Source organism: Flavisphingopyxis soli (assembly GCF_007995095.1).
Classification (GTDB): domain Bacteria; phylum Pseudomonadota; class Alphaproteobacteria; order Sphingomonadales; family Sphingomonadaceae; genus Flavisphingopyxis; species Flavisphingopyxis soli.
Map to the genome: position 1 here is coordinate 1,014,359 of NZ_VOPY01000001.1, position 26,402 is coordinate 1,040,760.

The window sequence follows — 26,402 nt, forward strand, 5'->3', positions numbered from 1 at the left end:
GACTCACTCCTCGTTTCGATATAAGTGGAAATGACAGAGTTGGTCACCGACGTCAATGATATTTTGAGTTTATTCGAAATGACGCATCGATTCCCTTTATTTGCAGGAAGTTCAGCGGATCGGCGCAGGGGCAGGTCGATAAGGGGGGCATTCTGCCACCACATGCTGCGAGGGAGCGGGACCGCTGACATGGACCACGATGGCCGAGATGACCTCAATGGGCGACGGCTTGGCGGGAGCTGCTGGGCGGGGCGGTCGGCGGGGCCGATGGCGCGACGGCAGCGGGATTGATGGCGAAGCGCGCGGGCCAAAGGGTCGGCGATGATGATCAGAGCCTCGCGCTCATCCTTGCCGATGGGAGAGCCGTCGGGACGGGAGCCGAGCGATAGCCATCCGATTAGGCCATGCCCGGGAGCCTCCAGGCTCAGACGCGTGGGCAACAGCACATCGTCTGCCCTGGTATGCGGTCCCGGTTCCTCGAATGCTGTTTCGGCTGCGTGCCAGGCGTTGAATTCGGCCCAATGGTCGATCCGCCTGTGCAGCGGCACGATCATCAATAGGGCAAACGATTAGACGTCCTATAAGTTTTGATCCATTATGGTGGGCCGTTGAATCCCCGAATTAAAAGGCACTATTCGAATGCCGATTGCCGCCGAAGTTCGCCCAAATGAAGCTGCGCGCCTAGCCGCCGTCCGGCGCTATGACATTCTCGACAGTCCACCGGACGGAGCCTTTGATCGCATCACAGCGCTTGCTGCCCGGCGGCTCAATGTTCCGATTGCGATTGTCAGCATTGTCGATGAAGATCGGATCTGGTTCAAATCACATCATGGATTGCCAGTCGAGCAGATTGATCGTGCGCCGGGCCTCTGTGCGTCTGCCATTATGGGCAATACTCCCTATCTAATCGAAGACGCCCGGAGTGACCCTCGATCACTTGCCAACCCGCTTGTCGCTGGCGACTTTGGCCTTCGCTTTTATGCGGCCGTTCCGCTTGCAACGGGTGACGGTCATAATCTCGGCACCCTGTGCGTGATCGATAAGGAGCCCCGTTCGATCAACGATGATCAGGTCGAGGACCTGAAAGACCTCGCGTCCATCGTGATGGATCAGCTTGAGCTCAGACTTTCATCCCTGACGGCGATCGGGGAGGCAAATCTGATGGCGAAGGAGATCGATCATCGGGTGATGAATAGTCTGCAGTTCGTATCAGGCTTGCTCGCGATGCAAAGTCGATCGACAGATGTTGGCGATGGCGCCACCCACCTTAGGCTGGCGGCCAATAGGGTGGCAGCCGTTGCCCAGGTTCATCGTCATTTTTACGCAGATGTCGCGGAAGAGGTGTCGTGCATCGCGTTCCTGCGGCGTTTGTGTGCTGATCTGGCTTCCATTCTAGACCGGGAGATCATTGTCGACGGCGATGAGGATTTGGTCCCCGCAAACTCGATTCAGCCCATTGGATTGATTACGAACGAACTGGTTACCAACGCCGCAAAATATGGCGCTGGCAGAATTGACGTCGCGTTCCGCGTCGAAGGCGAGAGCAACAGTTTGGCTGTATGCGATGAAGGCAGAGGGCTACCTGCTGGATTTGATCCAAATGCCGCTACAGCTGGTCTCGGCATGCGCGTGATATCTACCCTGGCAAACCAGTTGCAAGGCGCCGTCACCGCCGGTCCGAATACCGGCAAAGGTGGGGCGTGCATTACCGTCCAGTTTCCCCGCAGCGGCTAGCGCCTGATTCCCACCCAATTGCTGACCTCGTTATATTGAATCGCAGCCATGAGAAGCGTCGTGCGAGGTTCTCGAACGACCGCCCCGGTTTCAAATTTCAGTCCGCTCAGCGAGCAATAAGGCGTCCTCTACATCGGCACCTAGATAACGAACGGTGTTTTCGATCTTGGAGTGGCCAGGCAGAATCTGGATCGCGCCGATGTTTCCGGTCGCCCGGTAGATCATTGCGGCTTTCGTGCGGCGCAGCGAATGCGTTCGGTATTCGGCTTTGCGCAAACCAATTGCCGTGACCGACTCGTCGACAAGGCGGGCAGACTGCCGCGTGCTCATATGATTAGAATGGTCGATCCGGCTGGGACAAGATGGTCGACAGCTGTCACTCCGCGGCCGAGCATTCCGATCCTGAATTCAGCTGATTGAACCGGTCAATAAAAAAGCCGGGACCGTTCGGGGGGGTGAACGGTCCCGGCTCAACGCGGCGCTAATGAGCGGGGGGCAGAGGCGCGCCGCGTATCGGGTTGATCAGTCGCGGGTCTGCTGATTATCTTTACGGGCAGCCTTGCGCTCGCGGCGCTGCGCCTTTTCCTGACTCTTGGCTTCGGACTTCACGTCTCCCTTGGCGAGCGCCGAGACGAGCACGTCACCCGAGCCCGAGAAGTTGGCGGCGTCGAGCGTAGCGAGACGATCGCCGGCGAGGACGGTGACGGTGCGGACCGCGCCCGAGGCGGTCTGCTGGACGCCGGCGACGGTGCCGATCGTCTTGCCGCGCGCGTCTTCGACGATCATGCCGGGAGCGACAGCGAACATTCCGCTGCCATTAGCCGCCGCGCTGCCCTGCGCGGCGAGCTGTCCGGCGGCCCCCGAGAAGAGGCCCGAGCCGTTGGCCGAACCGGAGCCTTGCGCCGAACCCGACCCGGCAAACGAGCCCGAGGCGGCGTTGCGCGCGCCGGAAACGGCATTATCGGCGGTGCCGCGTGCGGTAGCGGCAACGTTGCCGGCGTCGTTGGTAGCCGTGCTGGCTACGCCGCGTGCGGTGCTGCGCACGGCGTCGGTGCCGACGAGCTGCGCATCGAGCCCGGCGTCCGAAGAACCGCGGCTCGAAGCCGAGCCCGAGCCAGAGCCGACAATGCCGCCGCCGAGGCTATCGAGCGAGCCGCCGAGTGCGCCATTGGCGTCGCCTTCGCTCTGGTTGCGCGCCTCGACGCGACCCGAACGGCGGTCGACCTTCCGGTCGGTGCGCGAGCGGCCGCGGGCATTTCCGTCACCCTGCGCACTGCCGGTGGTCCGGCCGATCGTATCTATCGGGTTACCAAGCGTGTTGCCGCCCAGCGTGCCGCCGATGGTGCCGCCAAGCCCGCCGGTGAGCCCGCCTCCTCCGCTACCGCCGAGCAATTGTGCCTGCGCAGGGGCTGCCGCGAGCAAGGCTGCTGCTGCCGCGCCGATCATCATGCTGTGCTTGAAATAGGTCATGTTGCGTCTCCCGTTGGCGCCCGAAAAAGGGGCTGTCATGAAGGAGAACGAGACGACGAAGGGGTTTAATCCAAGCGGGCGTGAAAAAATTCCGTTTTGGATAAATAGTTATGATATTTCAGCGCGTTGCGCATTTACCGCAAACCAGGCCATAGCCGTAAAGGGGATCGCGCCCCGGCTTGCCGAGATCCTTTGCCTCGCGAACGAGCGCAGCGAGCGCGGTGCTGCTCTCGCCCTGCGCGGCATGATGCGCGAGCAGGCGCGCGGCGACGAACGGCGCGGCGTAAGAGGTCCCGCGCAGGCTGGTGAGGCCGCCGCCGATGCGGGCCCCCTTGAGATCGGCGCCCGGCGCGGCGAAATCGACGTGGCGCGCGCGCCCTGCCTCGACCAGCGCGCGATTGCGGCGATCGACCCCGGTGACCGCGACGACGTTGTCATACGAGGCGGGATAGGCGGGCGGCGCAGCGGGGCCGTCATTGCCAACCGCGGCGACGACCATCGTGCCCTTCGCCTGCGCCGCGGCGACCGCCTTGCCGAGCAGCGCGTTGGCGGGGCCGACCAGGCTGATCGTTACGACGGGCACGTTGCGCTGGACCATCCAGCCGAGCGCGCGGACGATTGCGGTGGCATTGCCGCCGGCGGGATCGTCGCCATAGACGTCGGCGGCGAGCAGGCGCGCGCGCGGCGCCGCGCCGGCGATCTTGCCGCGCCCGACTAGCAGCGACGCGACTGCGGTGCCATGGCCGCTGGCGTGCGGGGCATTGCGCGCAAAGCCACGCTGTTCGATTGCGGGAAGCGAAGTGTGCGTTCCGACGCCGCCGTCGATCATGCCGATCCGTGGCCCGGCGCTGGGGGCGGTAACAGCGCTTGCCGCCAGCGCGAGCGGGACCGATGCGATGCGCGCGTCGCCTCCGCTGGGGAAATAGAGCGTGTCGGCGGCGATGTCGGCGGCGGGCAGCAAGGCGGCGAGGCGGCGTTCGGCCTCAGCCAGCGAGACGCCAGTCGGGACGGCGAAGCGCGTCACCGACAGATCGAGCTCGGCGATGTCTTCGCGCGATACGATCGTGAAGCCCGCGGCGCGTGCGGCCGCAAGTGCGGTGTCATCGATGCCGCTGGCGACGAGGACGCCGCGCAGCGCGGGATCGCCGTGGCGGTCGCGCTCGATATTCTCTCGATTGTCGCGAAGCAGCGTATCGATCCGGTCGAGGCGGATGCGTTCGAGCAGGTCACCCGCTTCGCGCGCAGTCAGGCGTTCGAGCTTACCGACATTGTCGGTCAGCTGATCGGTAAGACCGCGCAACGGGCCGCCGAGCGGAGTGCCCGGCAAGACCTGACCGGTCAACCCGCCGAGCAGCTGCGCCGAGGCAGCGGGGGGCATCGCCACAATCGCGCCGATCGCCGCGAGCAAGAAGGCAGGTGCGACGACACGGCGCGCGGCGCGCGAAATAAATAATTTCCAGCTCATGCGGATTAAACGTAGCACGGTCATCGTTTCATCCATGTGAACCGGGAAAATGTCGAGACGGCATGGCTTTTGAAGGCAGGGCTTTTGAAGACGATCTGATCGGGCTGATACCCCGGTTGCGGCGATTTGCGCGCAGCCTGTCGGGGAGCGAGTCCGACGCCGACGATCTGTGCCAGGCTGCGCTTGAGAGGGCATTGAAGGCGCGCGACCAATGGCAGGCGGGCACGAGATTGGATAGCTGGATGATGAAGATTACTCGCAATATCTGGATCGACAGCGTGCGTTCGAGCGCCCGGCGCCGGACCACCGCGCTCGACGACGCTGGCGAGATCGCGGGCGATGGCGAGCAGCAGGTCGAATCGCGCGCGCTGCGCGTCGATATCGATGCCGCGATGGATCGGCTGGTCGACGACCAGCGCGAGGCGGTCGCGCTGGTCCTGGTCGAGGGCTTTGCCTATAAGGAGGCCGCCGAAATCCTCGATATTCCGATGGGCACACTGACCTCGCGCCTGGTCCGCGGACGCGAAGCGCTGGCGCGCGACCTGGGAGCAACGGCATGACTTTCGACAGCGCAACGATCCACGCTTTCGTCGACGGCGAGATCGACCTGGTCACCGCGCGGCGAATCGAGCGTGCGATGGCGGACGATCCTGAACTGGCGGCGCGGATCGCCGAGCAGCGCGGCCTGCGCGCAATGTTGAGCAATCATTACGACCCTGTCGCCGAACAGCCAGTGCCCGAACAGCTGATCGCAGCGGTGCGCGCGGCCGCCGTAACGCTGCGGCCGAAACCGCGTTTCGGTCGCTCGTGGGCGGTTGGATCGATCGCTGCCGCGCTGGCTTTCGGGCTGTTCGTCGGCCAGCAGATCGACGCGCCCGGCGGCCCCGTTGCGGTCGGCAGCGGAACTTTGATGGCGAGCGGCACGCTCAACAGCGCGCTCGAGACCCAGCTGGCCTCGGCGCAGCCGCGGCAAAGCGAGACGCGCATCGGCCTGACCTTTCGCGCGACCGATGGCGCCGTGTGCCGCAGCTTCGAAACAGTGGCTCTTTCGGGGATCGCATGCCGCGCCGAGGACGGCTGGCAACTGCGCCGGACTTTTCCGGGCCGCGAGCAGGCGACCTATCGCCAGGCAGGCAACAGCGCGCTGCTGACCGCCGCGAGCGAGATGATGGTTGGCGCCCCTGCTGATGCGGCGACGGAGCAACGCTGGCGGCAAGAAAACTGGCGACCCCAAACCCATGCTGGTCGCTAGCTCAAGCTGGCACCTTCCCGCCCCTAGGTGTGTTAATAAAGTGCGGCAGCTTCGAGTTTGTGCTATGCCTAGCTTGGAGGCTGGTAGAAATTTGTGGCCAAGTGGAGAAAATGCACCCTAGCTCAAAATGGCGAGCCAGAATTTATAAATCTGGCCAACGTTGCGAAGCTCGTCCCGCATGCGAAAGGCTGCCGTATAATCATGGTGGGCGTGAAGCACGATACGATTGTGTCGCAAAGTCCAGTCGAGGTGTTAGGCGGTGAGGAAGTTTCCTGAAGCTGAGTGTCCGATATCGACAGTAGCCTGCCAAGCAGTTCAGCGCGAAGGCTGTATCCTGCTGCCAACAGCGTCCGAGCTTCCTAAGGTACAATTGGGTCTTATTCCAAGGTTCGCGATCGGCGTCGGCCCAGCGCGCGAACAGACGATCGTCCTGCGCCGTCCCTTCGCCAACGAGGGGGCGTCAGCTTAGTCGCCTGGCGAAATTTCGGTAGGCGTGACGAGCGTTCGCGCCGGGTTCAGCGCGTCCTGGTCGCGAACCATATGACGTGGCGCGGGCCCTTGCCGTTGCTGCGCGCGCGCACGATGACTTCTTCGACCATGAACCCCGCATCGCCCAGCCGGCGGCGAAAGCGGTCGTCGGGGGCTGCCGACCAGATCGCGAGGATGCCGCCCGGCGCCAGCGCGCGGCGTGCGGCGGCGAGGCCGCGCAGCGAATAGAGGCTGTCGTTGCCGATCCGGGTCAGCCCGTCGGGGCCGTTGTCGACGTCGAGCAGGATCGCATCGTAAACGCCGGTGGCGCGTCCGATGAGCGCGCCGACATCGCCTTCGACCAGCGCGACACGGGGATCGTCGAGGCAGCCCGCGGCAAGATCGGCCATCGGCCCGCGCGCCCAGGCGATGATTTCTGGCACCAGCTCGGCGACGGTGACCCTGGCCGCAGCGCCCAGTTCGGCGAGTGCGGCGCGCAGCGTGAAGCCCATGCCATAGCCGCCGATCAGCACGTGTGCCGCGGGCCGGTCGGTGAGCTGCTCGCAGGCGAGGACCGCGAGCGCCTCTTCGGAGCCGCTCATCCGGCTGCTCATCAGTTCGTTGCGGTCGAGCACGATCATGAAATCGCCGCCGCGCCGGTAAAGGCGCAGTTCCTCGCCGTCGGCAACCTGCGCCGTGTCGATCAGTTCGCGTGGGGTCATCGGGCGGTGTCCGTCGTGATTGTGTCGCCCCCGCTGCGGCAAAGCGCGCGCGAGGACAAGCCCCTGCAAAGCGTGCTTGGGTTTTCGCGCATTCGCTGCTAAGCGCGCGCCCATGCTGACAATCAATGCAATCACGGTGCGCCTTGGCGGGCGGACGATCCTCGATCGTGCCACGGCGGCAATCCCGCCAGGCGCGCGCGTTGGCCTGATCGGGCGCAACGGTGCGGGCAAATCGACTCTCATGAAGGTCATGATCGGCGAGCTCGAAGCCGACGAGGGCGAGATCGAGATGCCGCGCGATACGCGCCTCGGCTATATCGCGCAGGAAGCTCCGGCGGGCACCGCGACGCCGTTCGACACCGTGCTCGCCGCCGATATCGAGCGTGCCTCGCTGATGGAAGAAGCCGAGCATTGCGAAGATCCGCACCGGCTTGGCGACCTTCACGACCGGCTGCTCGCGATCGACGCCTACAGCGCCCCGGCGCGCGCCGCGCGGATCCTGATCGGCCTCGGCTTCGACGAAGACATGCAGGGCCAGCCGCTCGACAGCTTCTCGGGCGGGTGGAAAATGCGCGTCGCGCTCGCCGCCTTGCTGTTTTCGGAGCCCGACGTGCTGCTGCTCGATGAGCCGTCGAACCATCTCGATCTCGAAGCGACGCTGTGGCTCGAGAACTTCCTCAAGGCCTATCCGGGCACGCTCGTCGTCATCAGCCATGAGCGCGACCTGCTCAACAACGTCGTCGACACGATCGTCCACCTCCAGGGCGGCCAGCTGACGATCTATCCCGGCGGCTATGACAGTTTCGAAACGCAGCGTGCCGAACGCGCCGCGCAGCTCGAGGCGGCCAAGGCATCGCAGGATTCGCAGCGCGCGCGCTTGCAGGAATATGTCGCGAAGAATTCGGCGCGCGCCTCGACCGCGAAACAGGCGCAGTCGCGCGCCAAGATGCTCGCCAAGATGCAGCCGATCGCCGCGCTTGTCGACGATCCCAGCCTCAGCTTCGACTTTCCCGATCCGACCGAGCTGCGCCCGCCGCTGATCACGCTCGATCTCGCCGCGGTCGGCTATGTCCCCGACAAGCCGATCCTGCAGCGGCTCAACCTGCGGATCGATCCCGATGACCGGATCGCGCTGCTCGGCCGCAACGGCAATGGCAAGACGACGCTGGCGCGGCTGCTGGCGGCGCAATTGACCCCGATGGAAGGCGAAATGAACGCCTCGGGCAAGATGCAGGTGGGCTATTTCACCCAGTATCAGGTCGAGGAACTGGCCGGCGACGACACGCCGCTCGAGCACATGACGCGCGCCATGAAGGGCAAGACGCCCGGCGCGGTGCGCGCGCAGCTCGGTCGCTTCGGCTTTTCGGGCGAGCGTGCGACGCAGCGCGTGGCCAAGATGTCGGGCGGCGAACGCGCCCGCCTCGCGCTCGCCCTTGTGACGCGCGATGCGCCGCATTTGCTGATCCTCGACGAGCCCACCAACCATCTCGACGTCGACGCCCGCGAAGCGCTGGTCCAGGCGCTCAACGGCTATAACGGCGCGGTGATCCTCGTCAGCCATGACCGCCACATGGTCGAACTGACCGCCGACCGGCTGGTGCTCGTCGATGACGGCCGCGCGACCGATTATCCCGGCAGCATGGGCGATTATATCGATTTCGTCCTTGGCCGGAACCAGCCCAAGGCCGACGCCAAGCCCAAGCAATCGAAAAAGGACCGCAAGGCCGCCGCCAAGGCGCGCGACGATGCCCGCGACCTCAAGCAGAAAGCGAAGGCCGCCGAGGCCGAAAGCGCGCGGCTGCATGCCGATTGCAAGGCGATCGACCACGCGATGTTCGACCCCGCCGCCGCGCCGCCCGAACTGGCGACGCTGACGATGGGCGAACTGGCGCAACGCCGCGCGCAGGTCGCCGATGCGCTCGCCGCTGCCGAGGCGCGCTGGCTCGAGGTCAGCGAACAGCTCGAACAGGTTGCTGCCTAGGCTTCAGCGGAGCATCTCAGCGTCCGGCGAGGATGTTCGCCAGCATCGCGTCGCCGTCGCGCGTCAGGATCGATTCGGGGTGGAACTGCAGCCCGGTCTGGCGCGCCGCGCGGTCGCTGATCGCCATCGCCATTGCACCGATCCGCGCATGGACGGTGAAACGCTCCGGCGGATTGGGCGTGCACAGCGAATGATAGCGCCCGACGCGGAGCGGGCCGGGCAGGCCGGTAAACGGACCGCGACAATCGTGGTCGAGCGGCCACGCCTTGCCGTGAACCGGCACGGGCGCGCGATCGACACGGCCGCCCGCGTGCAGCACGATCGCCTGCTGGCCCAGACAGATGCCGAGAACGTCGCAGCGGCCGATCGCGGCATCGACGATGCTCATGAGCGATCCCGCGTCCTCGGGCCGACCGGGTCCGGGCGACAGGACGATCAATGCATGTTCAGCTTCGGCAAGTGCGATCGCCTCGCCCGCCGCAATCGTGTTGCGGCGGACCGAGACGCGGCAGTCGAGCCGCTCGAACGCCTCGACGAGGTTGAACGAGAAGCTGTCGAGATTGTCGATCAGGAGGACGTTACGCATTGCTCGCACCCCCCGCGGCTTCGACGCCCGCGATGATGCCCAGCACCGCATCGGCCTTGCGCCGCGTTTCGTCGGCCTCGGCCTGTGGGTCGCTGTCGTGGACGACGCCCGCGCCGGCGCGCACCGTCGCGATCGCGTCCTGCACGACCGCGGTGCGGATGACGACGCCGGTATCGATGTCGCCATCGCCGTTGAGCCAGCCGATCGCGCCGCCATAGGGGCCGCGCTTGGTCGCCTCGACGCCGCGGAGCAACTGCGTCGCGCGCAGCTTGGGCGCCCCGCTCAGCGTTCCGACATTGAGGCAGGCGACGAGCGCGTGGAGGCCGTCATGGCCCTCGCGCAGCTGCCCCGTGACCGACGAGACGAGATGCATGACGCGCGCATAGCGTTCGGTCGTCATCAACCGCGCAATGCGGCGCGTGCCGCTCGTGCTGACGCGCGCGACGTCGTTGCGGGCAAGATCGACGAGCATCATGTGTTCGGCGAGCTCCTTGGTGTCGAGCCGCATGTCGGCCTCCTGCCGGTCGTCCGCGTCGGGGCTCGCACCGCGCGGACGCGTGCCCGCGATCGGCTTGACCTCGACCATCGCCGTGCCGAACTCGCGATAGACGCGGACCGATGTTTCGGGCGAGGCGCCAAACAACGTGTGGTCGGGCGCCGTGACGTAATAGCGGTACGGGCTGGGATCGAAGGCGCGCAACGCCGCATAGGCGGCATAGGGATCGGAGCACGGCAGGCGAAAGCTGCGCGACGGGACGATCTGATAAACCTCGCCGGCGGCGATGTGCTCGCGCATCGCGGAGACGACCGCGCGATAGGCGGCGTCGTCGAGATCGGTTTCGGCGCGGTGATCGTTGAGCGCGGCGACGGGGACGGGGGCAAACGGCGGTGCGGCGGCACAACGCGCGACGAGCGCGGTCAGGCGCTGCGATGCGTCGTTGAACGCGCGCGTCGATGCCGCGGCATCGGCCGATCCGAAGGCGGTACAGATCAGCCGGGGCGGCGCGCCGGGATCGATCACGACCAGCGATTCGGCGACCCAGAAGACGAGGTCGGGAAAATCGAGCGGGTCGGCGGCGTTGGCGGGCAGATCCTCGAACAGGTCGACATGGTCGAACGCGACGATACCGGGCAGCGCGAGCGTGAACGGCTCCTCGGGCGAGCGCGAGACGGGGGCGAGCGCGGCGCGCAGTACATCGAACGGCGAGGGGGCGGCGAGCCGCGCGGCGGGGTCGTCGCCGGTCGGTCGCGGAAAGTCGAACTGCACGGCGGTCGGCGCGGAATCGGTCACATGGACTAACAGGCGATCGACGAGCAGCGCGAGCAGGTTCTCGCCGTTCGCCGACAGCGCTTCGGCGGTCACGCGCTGCCCGCGCGCGACGATGCGCAGCGCGGCAGCGTCGAGGATCAGCGTCGGCCCGACGGTCCGCTCGAACAGCATCGTGTCGGACCGCTCGCCACGATCGGTCAGCGCGGCGTGGAGCGCGAGCGCGTCGGCGGGGAGCGACAGGCGCCGGTGGAGCGCGATCGCATCCCCGGTGCCGCCGGCGGTATCGCGCCTCACAATGTGCGCCCGACCGCGGCTGCGACGGGCGCGAGCGCGCGCATCAGCCCGTCGAACTGCGCCGGATAGAGCGATTGCGCACCGTCGGAGAGCGCCTGTTCGGGGTCTTCGTGGACTTCGATCAGCAGGCCGTCGGCGCCGCACGCGACGCTCGCCAGCGCCATCGGCGCGACGAGATCGCGGATGCCGGTGCCGTGCGACGGATCGACCAGCACGGGCAGATGCGTGCGCTGGCGGACATAGGGCACCGCGTTGAGATCGAGCGTGTTGCGCGTCGCGGTTTCGAAAGTGCGGATGCCGCGCTCGACCAGGACGACGTCGGGGTTGCCCGCGGCGAGGATATATTCGGCGGCCAGCAACCACTCGTCGATCTTCGCCGCGATGCCGCGCTTGAGCAGCACCGGCTTGCCTGCCGCGCCGACCGCACGGAGCAGCGCGAAATTGTGCATGTTGCGCGCGCCGATCTGGAGCGCATCGGCATATTGCGCGACGGTGTCGATATCGGCGGTGTCCATCACCTCGGTGACGACGGGCAGGCCGACTTCGTCGCCGACGCTGCGCAGGATCTTGAGGCCTTCCTCGCCATGGCCGGCAAAGCCATAGGGGCTGGTGCGCGGCTTGAATGCGCCCGCGCGCAGCGCCGAGGCGCCCGCGGCTTTGACTGCCCGGGCGGTATTGAGCATCTGGTCGTGCGTTTCGACCGCGCAGGGACCGGCGATGATCGCCAGCGCGGTGCCGCCGATCGCCGTCGTCGACTCTCCGCTGCCGATATGGACGACGGTGTCGTGCGGATGTGTTTCGCGGCTGACCAGCTTGTACGGCGTGAGGATCGGCTTGACCGATTCGACCATCGGATGGCTGTCGAGGTGGAGGCCGGCGAGCACGCGCTCGTCGCCGAGCGCGCCGAGGACGACGCGTTCGGAGCCGGGCATGTGCAGCGGCTGAAGCCCCGCCTGTTCGATCCGCGCGAGGATATCCTGCGCTTCGGCGGCGGTGGCCTGGGGTCTGAGAACGATGATCATGCTTTGGGTCTTCCGGAAAAAAGGCAATAAAAAACCCGCCTGAGGCGGGCCGGGAGCTTGGATCGGGATGGTCTCGTTCAGGAGACCGGGAGGATCATGCGATACGGCCGCGCCAGCGGGAAGATGCGGGCGTCCACCACCAATTGCGCTGCGCGAAGGCGGCGATCGAAGTCAGCGAAGGGGCGGGTTCATGGGGCATGGCAATGGCCGCAACTTATGGGCAAGGGCAGGGGCGGTCAATCGGCAAATGCCGAACCGGCACCCCGGGCGCGTTCGCGCCATGCCTTGCTACTTGGCGCAGTATTCGCGTTTGCCCTTTTTGCACAGGGCGACCGCGGTGCGCCATTCCTCCATCTTGCGCTCATAGTCGGCCTTGTACGCGGCAAGCTTTTCGGCCTGCTCTTTCTCGATCCGTGCATTTTCGGCCAGCTTGTCATCGCGCTCCTGCTTCAGCCGCTCGTATTCGGCCTCTTTCCTGGCATACTGACTCTGGCGATCGGCATTCAGTTCGTTGAGCGCTTCGGCATAGAGATCGGTGCGGGCATTCAGGACGCAGGTCGCGGCGACCTCGTCGACGGTCATCGTCGCGCGTTCGCTCGCGGGCAGGGCGAGCAGCGCCCCCGGTGCCTTGGCGCGGCATTCGGCGACCTTGGCCGGCATGCGCGCTTCGATATCGATGCCGTTTTCCTTGAGCATTGCGATCGTCTTGCGCATCTGCGGAGTTACGTCGAGCTGGCGCGGACGGCGATGGGCAACGCAAGCGGGGCTCGACCAGATGCCATATTGTTTCTGGTTGTCGGCCGTATCGCCCCCACGGCCTTCGGTCTCGACCAGCCAGTTTTTCGCCTGTTCGCACTGCTTGGCCGAATACTCCGCCGCCTGGGCTTCGGGCTGGTGGCGCGAAGGCTGGCTCTGGGCCGTCATTCCTCCGGCGGCAGCGATGATGGCGATTGTCGCGAGCAAGGCGTGTGACATGGTGCGTCTCCAGGTCGAATGCGCAAGCGACACGATGCCGTATCGCGCGGCGTGGTCCAAGGCGTCGCTATCTACACGACCAGCTACGGATTTTCCAGTCGGGCGGCGGGATGAGACCCGACCGATCGCTTGTCGCCGATGCCGGGACGCCGGCCGTTCAGCTTTGCAATGACTGTTTGAGCCTGGTCACGACGTCCTCGTCGCAGATACGGGCGAACCTTGCCATCACCAGGCTGAACAGGCCGAACAGGAACAGGCCGATCGCGACGAGCGTGAAGACCGTCGGGTTTTCGCGCAGTTTTTCGAGCGCCATGCCGACACCGCCGACTTCGCGGGAATTGCCCGACAGCGCCGAGGCGGCGATGTTCCAGCCGATCACTGCAAAGACCACGGCGCGCGCGGCATAGCCCGCATGGCCGAGAAATTTGGCCGAATGCGGCGTGTCGGCATCGAGTTCGTGGATGAACTTGCCGGTCCACGCCTTGTGCGCCTGCTCGGCGGCGGCGGCGAGAAAACCGAGTCCGATCAGTGCGAGGATGATCTCGCCGGCGGGGAGCGACAGCAGGAACGAGGCGGCCTCGCCACTACGGTCGCCGCCTTCCTTGGCGGGGGTCGCGCTGCCCGACGCGGCCTTGAGCGCGACGAACGCGAGGACCATGTGCCCGAGCCCGCTGGCAACATGACCGATCCGCTTGCCGATCCCGAGCGCGTCCTTGTCCTCGCCGTCGATGTTGAGCGCGGCACCATAGAGGCGAAACAGGCCGTAAAAGGCGAGACCGATGCCGACGAGCAGCAGGATCGGTTCGCCTGCAGACATGTCCTTGATCTCGGCGAGCACATTGCTCGGGCTTTTCGCGCGCGACGAGGCGAAGGCGAGATAGCCGAGCAGGACATAGACGATCCCGCGCGCAAGATAGCCCAGCCGGGCAAAGGTTTCGACGCGGCGCAGGCGGTTCATTCAATGGCTCCCCAGGGACAGAACCTCGACAATGCGCTGCGATGGCCATTGTTCCGCGTCCGTTTCGAAATCGCTGCCTGCGACGGCTTGCCGGGTTCGTTCAAGGTCGGTAGCGCAGGCGCATGACCTTCACCCTCGACCGTTTCGACCTCGACGCCTTCGTCGCCGCCACGCTTGCCGAGGACCTTGGCGACCATGGCGATATCACGTCGCGCGCGACGATTCCCGCCGATGCCCGCTTTGCCGGCGTGATGGACAGCCGTGAGGACGTCATCGTCGCGGGCCTGCCGATCGCCGAGGCGTTTTTTCGCACGCTCGACGCCGATGTCGGAATCGAGATCCTCGCCGACGAAGGCGCGCGTGTCGGCGCGGGCGGCGACCTCATGCGCCTCACCGGACTGGCGCGCGCGATGCTGACCGCCGAACGTTCGGCGCTCAACACCGTCCAGCATCTCACCGGCATCGCGACGATGACGCGGCGCTATGTCGATGCGATCGCGGGGACGGGGGCAACGCTGCTCGATACGCGCAAGACGATCCCGGGACTGCGCGTGCTCGAAAAATACGCCACCCGCATGGGCGGTGCGACCAACCACCGCATGCGGCTCGACGATGCGGCGATGATCAAGGACAACCACGTCGCGGTCGCCGGATCGGTCGGCGAGGCGGTCCGCCGCGCGGTCGCCGCAGGGATCGAGCGGATCATCGTCGAGGTCGACCGGATCGACCAGATCGCACCGGCGCTCGATGCGGGGGCGACGCACCTGCTGCTCGACAACATGGCCAACGATACGCTGCGCGACGCGGTCGCGCTCGTCGACGGTCGCGTCCCGACCGAGGCGTCAGGCGGCGTGCGGCTCGATACCATTCGCGCGATTGCCGAGACGGGGGTTGATTTCATCTCGGTCGGGCGGCTGACGCAATCGGCACCCGCGGCCGATATCGGGCTCGACTTTTCGCCCGACTGAGCCGCGGATTCGTCCCGTCGAGGGACAGGCACGCATTTACCATCTTGCCCCCTAGTCAGATAGTAAACGCGGGCTTAACCTTTGGCCCATGAGCAACACGATCACGATACCCGCCCCGTCGGGGGTTGGCCAAATCCGCATCCGCGATCGCCGCCGCGTCCGCCGCGCGCCCGCTGGTGCGATCGTCTCGCAGGCGAACACGACCGACTGGCAAGACTATCGCCCGACGCGCGCACCGCTGATCGCCAACGACGATGTCCGGCAGTTCATGATGAGCTTCGTCGCCTTCTTCACCGCGGCGATGATCTTCCTCGCGTAGGTCTCCGGCTTGCGCCGTGCGTCGGGACAGCCTTGCTGGCCCGAAACGACGCCCGAACCGCCCTCAGTCGCAGGCGCGGTGGAGTTTCTGTGCCAGCCACGCCGAAACGAGGCACGCGGCGGCGACGAACAATAGCGTGTCGTCGATCGTCACCCCGAAATAGACGAGCGTGCCGTAGATCAGCGTGCCGAGCACCATGAAGGCCGAGTTGACAATGTTGTTCGCTGCGATCGTTCGCGCGGTCATCGATTTGGCGACGGTCGTCGTCAGGAAGGCGTAAAGCGGCACGACAAACATCCCCCCCGCGACCGAGATGCCGAGCAAATCGATGAACACGCGGTCGCCTTTCGCAAGCGAAAGGAAATCGCGCCAGTCGATCAGCTGACCGCCGACCGGCCCCCAGTGACCGACCGAATACCACAGATCGACTATGAACAGCCCCATGACGATGACCGAGGCCGGCGCGAACTTGGCCGATACCTTGCCCTTGAGCATCCGGTTGATTGCGATCGAGCCCAATGCAACGCCGACCGAGAAGACCGCGGTGAACACCGTCGCGACGCTTTCGTCCGCGCCGAGCAGGTTCTTCACCAGCGGCGGGAAAATCGCGATGATCACCGCGCCGATCGCCCAGAAGAAGCTGATCGACATGATCGCGAGGAACAGGCGCGGAATGTGCATCGTCCCCGAGACGAGATTCCAGCTGTTGCGGATCAGGTGCCAGTCGAGCTTGAGCGGCGGCGCATCGGCCTCGGGCGGTGCATAGGGGACCGCGCTCGCGGTCAGCCGCCCGACGATTGCGACGAGGATTACGGCGATCGCGGCCCAGGCGGGGGGGATGATGCCGCCGACGACGGTGCCCGAAAGGATCGCGAGATAGGTGCCCGCTTCGACCAGCCCGGTCCCGCCAAGAACGTTTTCGGGTTCGAGATGCTGCGGCAGGATGGCGTACTTGATCGGTCCGAAAAAGGTCGAATGAACCCCCATTGCGAACAAGGCGGCGAGCATCACGGGAACCAGCTCGAAATAGATGCCGACGCTGCCGACGATCATGATGCCGATCTCGGCCGACTTGATGAAGCGGATGACACGCGCCTTGTCGCTCGAATCGGCGATCTGTCCGGCCAGCGCGGAGAACAGGAAAAAGGGCAGGATGAACAGGCCGCTGGCGAGCGCATTGAACTGCGCCTCGGTCGCCGGGTTCGAATAGATCGTGTAAGTGACCAGGACGACCATCGCCATCTTGAACAGGTTGTCGTTGAAGGCGTTGAGGAACTGCGTTGCGAAGAGCGGGCCGAAATGGCGGCGTTTCAACAATACGAGCGATGTTTGCATCTATACGGTTGCCCTATCTTCGCCCGACCGTGCGACCGCGTTCGGCCCCCTTGCACCGTGGGGGGTGTAGAGACTGACGCTGGCGCGGTCAAAACGGTTTTCAAGCGGGCGCAGGGCGGTCTAAGGTCTCGCCCTATCATGCTCAGCCTGCCCAACCTCCTCACCCTGTCGCGGATCTTCGCGGTGCCGTTGCTCGTCGCGCTGTTGTGGTGGCCGGGCTGGCACCTCGGCTATCTGGTCGCCTTCGTCCTGTATTGCCTGATGGGCATCACCGATTATTTCGACGGCTATGTCGCGCGGACGCGGGGCACGGTGTCGAAGCTCGGCATCTTCCTCGATCCGATCGCCGACAAGATCATGGTCGGCGCGGTCATCGTCATGCTGTGCGCGACGCGCGACATCGCCGGTTGGCACGTCATTGCGGCGATCGTCATCCTGGTTCGCGAAATCGTCGTGTCGGGCCTGCGCGAATTCCTCGCCGACCTGCGCGTCTCGATGCCGGTGACGCGGCTGGCGAAATGGAAGACGGCGTTCCAGATGATCGCGCTCGGCGCGCTGATCCTCGCCGGCGGCCTGCCGCAATACCCGTTCGTCAAGGATGTCGGGGTGATCACGCTGTGGGCTGCCGCAGTTCTGACACTGATCACCGGATGGGACTATCTGCGCTCCGGCCTGCGCCATATGGACTGAGCCATGTCCGACCACCGACCGATCAGAATCGAATATTTCGCCAAGTTTCGCGAAGCCATGGGCCGCTCTGCCGAGGATGTCGCGCTGCCGACCGCGGTCGGTTCGGCGGGCATGCTGGTCGAATGGCTGCGCGAACGCGACGAAGCGGGCCACGCGACCTTCGACGACAGCGTCCTTATCGCGGTCGACGACGTGATGGCGCAAGCCGATACCTCGCTCGACGGTGCCACCAGCGTCGCGCTGTTCCCGCCGATGACCGGCGGATGAGCAATACCCGCATATCGGTTTCGGTCCAGGCCGAGCCGTTCGACGCCGGACCGCTGATGGCGCAGCTGCGTGCGGCGGGTGCGGGCGGCATAGCCAATTTCACCGGGATCGTGCGCGGCGGCAATGGCCTCAGCGCGCTCGAGATCGAACATCATCCGCGCATGACGCAGGCTGCGCTCGAACAGATCGCGCGGGACGCGGCGACGCGCTGGCCGCTCCTCGCGCTGACCATCGTCCACCGCTTCGGCCGCCTCGACCTCGCTGCACCGATCGTCTTCGTCGGCGCCTCGGCGGTGCATCGCGCCGCCGCGCTCGATGCGGTCGCGTTCACGATCGACCGGCTCAAGACCGCGGCACCGTTCTGGAAGCGCGAACATTTCACCGACGGCAAGAGCGCGTGGGTCGCGCCGCGCCCCGCCGACCACGCCAGCGCCGCGCGTTGGGACTAGGCTGACGCCGCCTTACGACGCCGCTTCGAACCGCGTCTTGAGGATTTCTCCGAGCATTTCGAATTCGTCGCGACGCGGCGAGTTGCGCCGCCAGACCAGCGCGATGTCGCGCGCGTCATTGTCCGATTCGATCGGCCGTGTGACGATCGAGGTGTTGGCAAGGATGCCGGAATCGATCGCCATCTGCGGCAGCATCGTGATGCCGAGCCCGTTTTCGACCATCTGGACGAGCGTGTGGAGCGATGTCCCCATCATCACCGCGCCCGAGCGCAGTTCGGGCCGGTTGCACGCCGCCAGCGCATGATCCTTGAGGCAGTGGCCGTCCTCGAGCAGCAACAGGTCCGACGCCGCGATCGAATCGGGCGCGATCGCATCGGGCAGGTCGCCCGCGGCTTCGGCGGGAAAGGCGACGCACAGCCGGTCGGAAAACAGCGTCTGGTGTTCGATGTCGCCGCACGCATAGGGTAGCGCGAGCAGGACGCAATCGACCTGGCCGTGGTGGAGCGAATCGCACGCCGCCTGGCTGGTTTCTTCACGCAGATAGAGTTTGAGCTGCGGACGTTCGGCGCGCAGCTTGGGCAGCAGGCGGGGGAGCAGGAAGGGCGCGATCGTCGGGATCACGCTCATCCTGAGGTCGCCCGTCAGCGGCTTGCCCGAAGCTGCGGCGAGCGCGGCGAGATCCTCTGCCTCGCGCAAGACGCGGTTGGCCTTCGCCGCGATCTTGTCGCCGAGCGGGGTAAAGCGGACGACGCGCCGGGTGCGTTCGACCAGCATCGTGCCGAGCAGCGATTCGAGCTCGCGAATCCCGGCAGAAAGCGTCGACTGGGTGACGAAGCAACTCTCTGCGGCGCGGCCGAAATGGCCGTGTTCCTGCAAGGCGACGAGATATTGCAGCTGTTTGAGCGTCGGAAGGTAATTTTGCACAAGGACTCGATCAATAATGCGTTAATGATCGATTTTGTCGTGCAATCGTGCCGTGGTCAACGCTCGTCACTGGAAATGCGCCGCGCGCGAACCTATTATGTCTGGGTAACGGAGCAAATCTTTATGTTCGATCGCCTGATCGCCACTCTCGATTCGATCGTCGCGCGCGATCCAAGCCCGCGGTCGCGCTGGGAAGTGCTGACCTACCCGGGGTTGTGGGCGGTCGGTTTCCACCGCGTTTCGCACTGGCTGTTCGAGAGCGGACTGTTCTTCCTCGCGCGGCTGGTCAACCATGTCGCACGGATGCTGACCGCGATCGACATCCATCCCGGCGCCAAGATCGGCAAGCACCTTTTTATCGACCACGGCTTTACCGTCATTGGCGAGACTGCCGAGATCGGCGACAACGTGACCTTGTACCAGTGCGTCACGCTGGGCGGGACCAATCCGACCAACGGCATTCCGGGCAAGCGCCATCCGACGCTGTGCGACAACGTCATCATCGGTTCGGGCGCGCAGATCCTGGGGCCCATCACGCTCGGCCCGCGTGCGCGCGTCGGGGCCAATTCCGTCGTCACCAAGGATGTTCCCGAAGGCGCGACGATGGTCGGCATTCCCGCGCGCCAGATGCTCGTCGAGGCCGACGATTACGCGCGCGAGTTCATGCCTTATGGTACGCCGTGCGGCGACCGGTTCGATCCGGCGACGCAGAAGCTCGAGATTCTCGAATGCCAGATTGCTGTGCTCGCCAAGCAGGTTGAGGCGCTCAAGGCCGAGCGCGACTCCGCGCCGGTCGCGATCGCTCCCGCCGATCCCGTCACGCTTCCGCGCAAGGGCAAGCGCGCTTGAGCGGAAACGTTACGCCGTTTCCGTCGACCCAGCCGAGCCGGGCGACGCAGGTCGGCTATGAGCGTGCCGAACTGACCCGCATCATGGACCTGTACGGACGCATGGTCGCGGCCGGGCACTGGCGCGATTACGCGATGTATTTCGGGCGCGACGTCGCGATCTTCAGCGCCTTTCGCCGGGCCGCCGAACGTCCCGAGATCCGCGTCGAGAAACGCCCCGCGCTGCGCGCGCGCCAGGGCATGTGGTCGCTGGTCGGTGAGGGTGGGGCGGTGCTCAAACGCGGGCATGAACTGGCGGGCGTCCTCGCGCCGGTCGAACGGCGCCTGATGAAGCTGGTCGGCGAATAGAAACGGCCGGTCCGTTTCCGAACCGGCCGCCTCGCGTTAGGTATTGTTCGCTCAGGCGGTGAGCGTTGCCACCGTTGCAGGTGCCGCGATCACCGGCAGGCGATCCGACACGCTATCGGGCAGCATAGCGACGACGAACGCGCGTGCATTCTGCCAGAAGGCCGACAGCAGCAGCAACGCCGAACCGATCACCAGCGCGGTGAGCGCGACGTTGAGTTCGACCGCACCGAATTCGCGGAACAGCTCGGTCAGCGCATAGAGTACATAGGCCAGCGCCGAGACGAGCAGCGCGCGCCGGTCGATCGCCAGCGCAACGACGCCCATCGCGACATAGATCGCGATGACGAGGATCGCGCTGCCTGCCGAGATCGCATTGCCTTCGGTCACGCCCAGGAGGCTGAACAATGCGTGCGCGATCATCGGCGCGGCAAGCAGGTGGAGCCAGAAAGCCACGTCGCTGCGCCGCGTCTGGCGCAATTTGTCCGACGTGTCCCAGTTCATTGCCAGGGCGAAGACGCCGAGACCTGCAACGAGGACGAGGCCGAGGACGATATTGCGCATGTTGTCGACCTGGCCGATGCCGGCAAGAATCAGCGCGATGACCGTACCAGCGATCGCTGCGGCACCGACGGCGACGGTGATCGGCACCATGAAGCGCTTCCAGTGCAACCAGGTCGCGCCGGCGGTGATCAGGCCGATGCCCGCTGCCAGCGATGCCATCAGCCGCGGATCGGGATTCCTGCCGAACATGTCTTCACCGCCGACCGCGATAAAGCCGCCGAGCATCGCGAATATCCCGCCCGAAAAGGCGAGCAGCAACAGGATGCTGGGCAGCGCCATGCGACGCTGGCGGGTGAAATATTCGGCCAGTGCCCATGCCGAGCCGGCAACCAGCGCGCCCGCGAGCGGCGATGGTCCCTCGACCGGCCAGATCGACTGGCCGATCCAGCCGACCGCGACCAGCAGGATCGCCGCGGCAATGCTGACGAAAATGTCGTTGAAGCCGGTCAGGAGGCGGAAACTCTCCTCGTCGACCGCGGGTGTTTCACGCAATGTTGCCACGTGCGCGCGCAATGCGGCTGCTGCCTCGGCGCTGATCGCGCCATCGGCAATCGCCGTCTGGATATCGGTTTCGCTATACATCCCCTGTCCTTTTCTTTGATCGTTACGATCTTGCCCGGGACGGGATTAGCATATGCGTGTTATGTTGGCAATACAGTTAGCCGCCCTGCAGCAATTTGAGGATCGTGCCGGCCTGTTCGGCGCCCGATTGCGGGACGATCTCGCCGGTCCGGTCGGTGATCCGGTCGATCGCGGCGGCGACGCCTTCGGGGGTTTGCTGGTCTGCGGGCAGCGCGACGCCCTGCGTCAGCGTGACATAGGCGGCCTGGTAGACGCCTGCGCCCGCGCCCATGATCATGTTGGTGGGGGCATCATGGCTGACGAGGTAGAGCGCGGCCGGCGCAACGCTTTCGGGTGAAAACAGCGCGTGCATCGCCTCGGGAAAAATATCCTCGGTCATTCGCGTCGCCGCGGTCGGGGCGAGCGTGTTGACGCGAATGTCGTATTTGGCGCCCTCGATCGCGAGTGTCTTGGTGAGGCCGGCGAGGCCCAGCTTGGCAGCGCCGTAATTAGCCTGGCCGAAATTGCCGAACAGGCCGGTCGACGAGGCGGTCATCAGGATGCGGCCATAGGCCTGCTGCCGCATCATTTCCCAGACCGCCTTGGTCGCGTTGGCCGATCCATTGAGGTGGACGTCGACGACGAAGGCGAAATCCTCCGGGCTCATCTTGGCGAAGCTCTTGTCGCGCAGGACGCCGGCGTTGTTGATCAGGATGTCGATCTGGCCCCAGCGGTCTTTCGCCCGCGCGACCATGGCTTCCATCTGGGCATATTCGGTAACGCTGCCGCCATCGGCGATCGCTTCTCCGCCCGCCGCCTCGATCTCGGCGACCACCTTGGCGGCGGCATCCGAATGGCCGGTGCCGTCGCGCGAACCGCCGAGGTCGTTGACCACGACCTTCGCCCCGCGGCGCGCGAGTTGAATCGCATATTCGCGGCCCAGGCCGCCGCCGGCGCCCGTCACGACGGCAACGCGTCCGGTAAAGTCGATCGTCATGGCGAAATCCCCTGAGCTGATGATGTGCAATATTATGTGCCCCGATTGGCGGTCGCAGGCGCGCGGGGCAAGCCCTTTGGTCGCCTGTGGCGGGCGGCTGTCAAATATCCGTCACACAACCGCCTTCGAATCGTAACAGCTTGGTCCTAGCGGCGTCATCGACGCCTTCGGGCATTCATTTTATTCGGGGATAACCATGACACGTACTCTCGCCGCCGCGCTGCTTTCGGCCAGCGCCGTTACCGCTTTTGCCACGCCCGTCCATGCGCAGGAGATCAGCGCCGACGAAGCCGCGCAGTTGCGCGCCCAGCTCGCCGCGATGAAGGCGCAGCTCGCCACGCTCGAGGCGCGCGTCGCAGCGACCGATCAGACCGCGCAGGACGCCGGCCAGGCTGCTGCCAACGCCGACGTCAAGGCGCAGGCGGCGACGGCGGCTGCTACCGAGGCCACTGCGGCAGCAAAGAGCGTTCCCGCCATCGCGTGGAAGGGTGCGCCCGAGATCACCGGCGAGGGCGGCTGGAGCTTCAAGCCGCGCGGTCGTGCTCAGCTCGACATAGCGAGCGTGAACGCACCCGACAGCGTCGGCGGCAACCGGCTTGGCACCGCGACCGAATTTCGCCGCATCTATCTCGGCGTCGACGGCAAGATTCCCGGCGGCTTCGCCTATCGCGTCGAGGCCGATCTGGCCAACAGCGCGGTCGAGCTGACCGATGTTTACGTGACCTATTCGGACGGCCCTGCGTCGATCACCGTTGGGCAGATCAAGCCGTTCTGGTCGCTCGAGGAGATGACGAGCGACCTGTTCACCAGCTTCATGGAGCGGGCATCGTTCACCAGCGGTTTCGGCTTCGAACGTCGCGTCGGTGTCTCGGGCGCTTACAACGGCAAGTCGCTGCTCGTTCAGGGCGGTGTTTTCAGTGACAATGCCAGCGACCTGTTGAGCGACAGCAACAACAGCTACAGCTTCGATGGCCGCGTCGTATATTTCCCCAAGCTGGGCAACACGCAGCTTCATCTCGGCGGATCGGCGCATTACCACGATTTCAACGATGGCCAGTCAAGCGTGCGCTACCGTGCGCGTCCGTTTGCGCACACAACCGATCTGCGCCTGATCGACACCGGGAACATCGCGGCCAAGGGTGAGCGCGGCTTGGGACTTGAGGCAGCGGCGATGACCGGCCCGTTCCACGCGAGCGCCGAAGGCTTCTGGCAGACCGCCTTGGTTTCGGGTGCTGCCGATCCGACCTTTTTCGGCGGCTATGGAGAGGTCGGCATGATGCTGACGCCGGGCGATTCGAGCGGTTACAAGGGCGGTGCGTTCGATCGCATCAAGCCTTCGCGGCTGATCACCAAGGGCGGGATCGGCGCGATCCAGCTCAATGCGCGCTACGACTATCTCGACCTCGTCGACAACGGCATCACGGGTGGAACGCAGAACGCCTATGGCCTGTCACTCGTCTGGGTGCCGATCGATTATGTCCGCTTCGTCGCCAACTACGGTCACATCGTTTACGATAACGCCGCTGTGCCCGCGGGGACCGATCGCAGCTATTCTGTCGACACGCTCGGCATGCGCGCGCAGATCGATTTCTAACACGCCATAGACCTCGCGTCGTCGTCCCCCTCCTGACGACGCCAGAACGCCGGAATCCGTAACGCGGGTTCCGGCGTTTTTCGTTGGTGCTGGGCTTGGGTCATGACGCCCGGAGTGGCGTCAGATGCGCCCTTCGGCGTCGAGCGCATAGCCGGCCGAGCGGACGGTGCGGATGAGGTCGGTGCGACCGCCTTCGTTGATCGCCTTGCGCAAGCGGCGGATATGGACGTCGACGGTGCGCAGCTCGATATCGCTGTTCTGGCCCCAGACGCTGTCGAGCAGGCGCTCGCGCGAAAAGACGTGACCGGGATGTTCGAGGAAGTGGCGCAGCAGTCGAAACTCGGTCGGGCCGAGTGCGATCGGGTCGCCGTCGCGGCGGACGCGGTGCGCGACGGTGTCGATTTCGATATCGGCATAGCGCAGCGTCTCGCCGGCCAGCGCGGGGCGGACGCGGCGCAGCACCGCCTGGACCCGCGCGATCAGCTCACGCGGGGAGAACGGCTTGGTGACGTAATCGTCGGCGCCGGTGTCGAGGCCGCGGATGCGGTCTTCCTCTTCGCCGCGCGCGGTCAGCATGATGATCGGCACGTTGGCGGTGCCCGGATCGCGGCGCAGGCGGCGACAGACCTCGATCCCCGAGAGGTTCTCTACCATCCAGTCGAGCAGGACGATGTCGGGCACTTTTTCCTTGGCGAGGATCAGCGCCTCTTCGCCGTCGGGCGTGTGCCGGACGGTGAATTCCTCGCGCGTGAAATGAAAGGTCAGCAGCTCGGCGAGAGCGGCGTCGTCTTCGACGAGCAGCATGTCGGCGTGCGGCATGATCCGATCAGCCGACCGGCTCGTCGGTGGGGTTTTCGCCGCGTTCGCGGTCGGGCAGGCGATCGCCGGTGACCGCATAATAGACCATCTCGGCGACGTTGGTCGCGTGATCGCCGATCCGCTCGATGTTCTTGGCGACGAACAGGAGATGCGCCGATTCGCCGATGTTGCGCGGGTTTTCCATCATGAAGGTGACGAGCGTGCGGAAGATCGAATTATAGAAATCGTCGACCGCCTGGTCGCGCTCGCACACGCGCACCGCGACATCGGCATCGCGCGCGGCAAAGGCGTCGAGCACGTCGTGGACCATTTCCTTGGCGATATCGGCCATCGACACGAGCAGCGAGACGGCCTCGATCGAGCGGCTGTCGGTCATCAGCGGGATGCGCTTGGCGATGTTCTTGGCATAATCGCCGATCCGTTCGACGACACCGGCGATCTTCATCGCCGCGACCATCTCGCGCAGATCGTCGGCCATCGGTGCGCGCAGCGCCATCACCTGGACGATGCGCTTTTCGACCTCGGCCTCGAGCTCGTCGATCACCTTGTCGCTGACGACGACCTTTTCGGCGAGTTCGAGATCGTGGTTGGCCAGTGCACGCATCGCCTGGTCAAGCGCCAGTTCGGACCGCCCGCCCATTTCGGAAATCATCCCGCGCAATTCGGAAAGATCGTCGTCGAAAGCCTTTACCGTGTGGTCCATGCCCGTGTTCATAGCGCGTTCCTGCTCAATCGTCAGCCGTAGCGGCCGGTGATGTAATCCTTGGTCCGCGTTTCGCGGGGATTGGTGAAGATGTCGGTCGTCTGGCCGTATTCGACCAGGTTGCCGAGATGGAAGAAGGCGGTGCGCTGCGACACGCGCGCGGCCTGCTGCATGTTGTGCGTGACGATGACGATCGCATAGCGGCCGCGCAGTTCGTGGATCAGCTCCTCGATCTTGGCCGTCGCGATCGGATCGAGCGCACTGCACGGCTCGTCCATCAGGATCACCTCGGGATCGACCGCGATCGCGCGGGCGATGCACAATCGCTGCTGCTGACCGCCCGACAATGCGGTGCCGCTGTCGGTCAGGCGGTCCTTGACCTCTTCCCACAGGCCGGCGCGCTTCAACGAGCGTTCGACGATCGTGTCGAGCTCGACCTTGCCCTCGGCGAGGCCGTGGATCTTGGGACCGTAAGCGACATTGTCGTAGATCGACTTGGGGAACGGGTTGGGCTTCTGGAAGACCATGCCGACGCGCGCGCGCAGCTGGACGACGTCCATCGCCGACGAATAGATGTCTTCGCCGTCGAGCTTGATATCGCCTTCGACGCGGGCCGAGGGAATCGTGTCGTTCATCCGGTTGAGCGTGCGCAGGAATGTCGACTTGCCACAGCCCGACGGGCCGATGAACGCGGTCACGTTATCGCGATCGACATCGATCGAGACGTTATCGATCGCTTTCTTGTCGCCGTAATAGACGCTGACGTTGCGCGCCGTCATCTTGGGATTGGGCGTGCCGGTGGGGGAAATGGAATCGGGCATA

At 65.3% G+C, this 26,402-nt stretch carries 28 protein-coding genes and 1 pseudogene; 13 read left to right on the forward strand and 16 right to left on the reverse strand.

Going from position 1 to position 26,402, the window contains the following annotated elements; all coding sequences use genetic code 11:
* Positions 1–639 precede the first annotated feature (639 nt).
* Complete coding sequence (locus FSZ31_RS05035; protein ID WP_147121918.1) at positions 640–1,734, forward strand: sensor histidine kinase; 1,095 nt, start codon at positions 640–642, stop codon at positions 1,732–1,734.
* 90 nt (positions 1,735–1,824) lie between these two features.
* On the opposite strand, the pseudogene FSZ31_RS05040 reads toward FSZ31_RS05035, so the two are convergent.
* The 3 genes and pseudogenes from FSZ31_RS05040 to FSZ31_RS05050 form a co-directional block, all read right to left on the reverse strand.
* Positions 1,825–2,091 (reverse strand): annotated as a pseudogene (locus FSZ31_RS05040) (tyrosine-type recombinase/integrase); the annotation flags it as partial.
* A 165-nt stretch (positions 2,092–2,256) separates the two neighbouring features.
* The gene (locus FSZ31_RS05045) at positions 2,257–3,204 is read right to left on the reverse strand and encodes a hypothetical protein (RefSeq protein WP_147121919.1); all 948 of its coding nucleotides are present in this window, start codon (positions 3,202–3,204) and stop codon (positions 2,257–2,259) included.
* A gap of 118 nt (positions 3,205–3,322) precedes the next feature.
* A complete protein-coding gene (locus FSZ31_RS05050; protein ID WP_147121920.1) occupies positions 3,323–4,669 on the reverse strand; it encodes a S8 family serine peptidase in 1,347 nt (448 codons plus the stop codon).
* 62 nt (positions 4,670–4,731) lie between these two features.
* On the opposite strand from FSZ31_RS05050, the gene FSZ31_RS05055 reads away from it, so the two are divergent.
* Both FSZ31_RS05055 and FSZ31_RS05060 read left to right on the forward strand, forming a co-directional pair.
* On the forward strand, positions 4,732–5,229 hold the full coding sequence (locus FSZ31_RS05055; RefSeq protein ID WP_147121921.1) for an RNA polymerase sigma factor: 498 nt from the start codon (positions 4,732–4,734) through the stop codon (positions 5,227–5,229).
* Entirely contained in the window at positions 5,226–5,921 is a 696-nt protein-coding gene (locus FSZ31_RS05060; protein WP_147121922.1) for an anti-sigma factor family protein, read from the forward strand. The genes FSZ31_RS05055 and FSZ31_RS05060 overlap by 4 nt, the downstream gene beginning before the upstream one ends.
* A 515-nt stretch (positions 5,922–6,436) precedes the next feature.
* On the opposite strand, the gene FSZ31_RS05065 is transcribed toward FSZ31_RS05060, so the two are convergent.
* Positions 6,437–7,111, reverse strand: coding sequence for a spermine/spermidine synthase domain-containing protein (locus FSZ31_RS05065; RefSeq protein ID WP_147121923.1), 675 nt, complete (start codon positions 7,109–7,111; stop codon positions 6,437–6,439).
* A 112-nt stretch (positions 7,112–7,223) separates the two neighbouring features.
* Here FSZ31_RS05065 and FSZ31_RS05070 point away from each other — a divergent pair, with 112 nt between their 5' ends.
* Positions 7,224–9,092 carry an ABC-F family ATP-binding cassette domain-containing protein gene (locus tag FSZ31_RS05070; protein WP_147121924.1) on the forward strand — a complete coding sequence of 623 codons (1,869 nt, stop codon included), beginning with the start codon at positions 7,224–7,226 and terminating at the stop codon, positions 9,090–9,092.
* A gap of 16 nt (positions 9,093–9,108) precedes the next feature.
* Here the strand turns inward: FSZ31_RS05070 and FSZ31_RS05075 are convergent, their stop codons facing one another.
* The 5 genes from FSZ31_RS05075 to FSZ31_RS05095 all read right to left on the reverse strand — a co-directional run bounded on the left by FSZ31_RS05075 (position 9,109) and on the right by FSZ31_RS05095 (position 14,197).
* Positions 9,109–9,678, reverse strand: coding sequence for an anthranilate synthase component II (locus FSZ31_RS05075; RefSeq protein ID WP_161595954.1), 570 nt, complete (start codon positions 9,676–9,678; stop codon positions 9,109–9,111).
* Positions 9,671–11,242 (reverse strand): anthranilate synthase component 1, encoded by a 1,572-nt coding sequence (locus FSZ31_RS05080; protein WP_161595955.1) that lies wholly within the window; start codon positions 11,240–11,242, stop codon positions 9,671–9,673. The genes FSZ31_RS05075 and FSZ31_RS05080 overlap by 8 nt, the downstream gene beginning before the upstream one ends.
* On the reverse strand, positions 11,239–12,264 hold the full coding sequence (gene aroF, locus FSZ31_RS05085) for a 3-deoxy-7-phosphoheptulonate synthase (protein ID WP_147121927.1): 1,026 nt from the start codon (positions 12,262–12,264) through the stop codon (positions 11,239–11,241). Before aroF ends, FSZ31_RS05080 begins: the two co-directional genes overlap by 4 nt.
* A gap of 288 nt (positions 12,265–12,552) precedes the next feature.
* Positions 12,553–13,239, reverse strand: coding sequence for a hypothetical protein (locus tag FSZ31_RS05090; protein ID WP_147121928.1), 687 nt, complete (start codon positions 13,237–13,239; stop codon positions 12,553–12,555).
* 157 nt (positions 13,240–13,396) lie between these two features.
* A complete protein-coding gene (locus tag FSZ31_RS05095; protein WP_147121929.1) occupies positions 13,397–14,197 on the reverse strand; it encodes a DUF1206 domain-containing protein in 801 nt (266 codons plus the stop codon).
* Between the two features lie 3 nt (positions 14,198–14,200).
* On the opposite strand from FSZ31_RS05095, the gene FSZ31_RS13030 reads away from it, so the two are divergent.
* From FSZ31_RS13030 to FSZ31_RS05105, 3 genes are all read left to right on the forward strand, one after another.
* A complete protein-coding gene (locus FSZ31_RS13030) occupies positions 14,201–14,323 on the forward strand; it encodes a hypothetical protein (protein WP_268934257.1) in 123 nt (40 codons plus the stop codon).
* Positions 14,320–15,165, forward strand: a complete 846-nt coding sequence (gene nadC, locus FSZ31_RS05100; protein WP_147121930.1) for a carboxylating nicotinate-nucleotide diphosphorylase — start codon at positions 14,320–14,322, stop codon at positions 15,163–15,165. Before FSZ31_RS13030 ends, nadC begins: the two co-directional genes overlap by 4 nt.
* Before the next feature lie 88 nt (positions 15,166–15,253).
* Positions 15,254–15,484, forward strand: a complete 231-nt coding sequence (locus FSZ31_RS05105; protein ID WP_147121931.1) for a hypothetical protein — start codon at positions 15,254–15,256, stop codon at positions 15,482–15,484.
* Between the two features lie 63 nt (positions 15,485–15,547).
* Here FSZ31_RS05105 and FSZ31_RS05110 read toward each other — a convergent pair whose 3' ends face one another.
* Positions 15,548–16,819, reverse strand: coding sequence for an MFS transporter (locus tag FSZ31_RS05110; protein WP_147121932.1), 1,272 nt, complete (start codon positions 16,817–16,819; stop codon positions 15,548–15,550).
* Between the two features lie 138 nt (positions 16,820–16,957).
* Between FSZ31_RS05110 and pgsA the strand changes: the two genes are divergently transcribed.
* Genes pgsA through FSZ31_RS05125 form a run of 3 tightly spaced genes read left to right on the forward strand, consistent with a single transcriptional unit; the run spans position 16,958 to position 18,225 of the window.
* Entirely contained in the window at positions 16,958–17,509 is a 552-nt protein-coding gene (gene pgsA, locus FSZ31_RS05115; protein ID WP_147121933.1) for a CDP-diacylglycerol--glycerol-3-phosphate 3-phosphatidyltransferase, read from the forward strand.
* 3 nt (positions 17,510–17,512) lie between these two features.
* Positions 17,513–17,776 (forward strand): MoaD/ThiS family protein, encoded by a 264-nt coding sequence (locus FSZ31_RS05120; RefSeq protein WP_201739121.1) that lies wholly within the window; start codon positions 17,513–17,515, stop codon positions 17,774–17,776.
* On the forward strand, positions 17,773–18,225 hold the full coding sequence (locus FSZ31_RS05125; protein ID WP_147121934.1) for a molybdenum cofactor biosynthesis protein MoaE: 453 nt from the start codon (positions 17,773–17,775) through the stop codon (positions 18,223–18,225). The genes FSZ31_RS05120 and FSZ31_RS05125 overlap by 4 nt, the downstream gene beginning before the upstream one ends.
* 12 nt (positions 18,226–18,237) lie before the next feature.
* Here the strand turns inward: FSZ31_RS05125 and FSZ31_RS05130 are convergent, their stop codons facing one another.
* Positions 18,238–19,149, reverse strand: a complete 912-nt coding sequence (locus FSZ31_RS05130) for a hydrogen peroxide-inducible genes activator (protein WP_147121935.1) — start codon at positions 19,147–19,149, stop codon at positions 18,238–18,240.
* Between the two features lie 123 nt (positions 19,150–19,272).
* On the opposite strand from FSZ31_RS05130, the gene epsC reads away from it, so the two are divergent.
* Positions 19,273–19,998: a serine O-acetyltransferase EpsC gene (gene epsC / locus FSZ31_RS05135; protein WP_147121936.1), complete on the forward strand. Its 726-nt coding sequence runs from the start codon at positions 19,273–19,275 to the stop codon at positions 19,996–19,998.
* A complete protein-coding gene (locus FSZ31_RS05140) occupies positions 19,995–20,345 on the forward strand; it encodes a DUF2794 domain-containing protein (RefSeq protein WP_147121937.1) in 351 nt (116 codons plus the stop codon). The genes epsC and FSZ31_RS05140 overlap by 4 nt, the downstream gene beginning before the upstream one ends.
* Positions 20,346–20,396: 51 nt before the next feature.
* On the opposite strand, the gene FSZ31_RS05145 is transcribed toward FSZ31_RS05140, so the two are convergent.
* Complete coding sequence (locus tag FSZ31_RS05145; protein ID WP_147121938.1) at positions 20,397–21,488, reverse strand: hypothetical protein; 1,092 nt, start codon at positions 21,486–21,488, stop codon at positions 20,397–20,399.
* Positions 21,489–21,564: 76 nt separating this feature from the next.
* The gene (locus FSZ31_RS05150) at positions 21,565–22,464 is read right to left on the reverse strand and encodes an SDR family NAD(P)-dependent oxidoreductase (protein ID WP_147121939.1); all 900 of its coding nucleotides are present in this window, start codon (positions 22,462–22,464) and stop codon (positions 21,565–21,567) included.
* A gap of 196 nt (positions 22,465–22,660) precedes the next feature.
* On the opposite strand from FSZ31_RS05150, the gene FSZ31_RS05155 reads away from it, so the two are divergent.
* Positions 22,661–24,058 (forward strand): OprO/OprP family phosphate-selective porin, encoded by a 1,398-nt coding sequence (locus FSZ31_RS05155; protein ID WP_147121940.1) that lies wholly within the window; start codon positions 22,661–22,663, stop codon positions 24,056–24,058.
* A gap of 120 nt (positions 24,059–24,178) precedes the next feature.
* On the opposite strand, the gene phoB is transcribed toward FSZ31_RS05155, so the two are convergent.
* Genes phoB through pstB form a run of 3 tightly spaced genes read right to left on the reverse strand, consistent with a single transcriptional unit; the run spans position 24,179 to position 26,401 of the window.
* Entirely contained in the window at positions 24,179–24,877 is a 699-nt protein-coding gene (gene phoB, locus FSZ31_RS05160) for a phosphate regulon transcriptional regulator PhoB (protein WP_147121941.1), read from the reverse strand.
* 7 nt (positions 24,878–24,884) lie between these two features.
* Positions 24,885–25,592 (reverse strand): phosphate signaling complex protein PhoU, encoded by a 708-nt coding sequence (phoU, locus tag FSZ31_RS05165; RefSeq protein WP_147121942.1) that lies wholly within the window; start codon positions 25,590–25,592, stop codon positions 24,885–24,887.
* Positions 25,593–25,612: 20 nt separating this feature from the next.
* On the reverse strand, positions 25,613–26,401 hold the full coding sequence (gene pstB / locus FSZ31_RS05170; protein WP_147121943.1) for a phosphate ABC transporter ATP-binding protein PstB: 789 nt from the start codon (positions 26,399–26,401) through the stop codon (positions 25,613–25,615).
* Position 26,402: the final 1 nt, after the last annotated feature.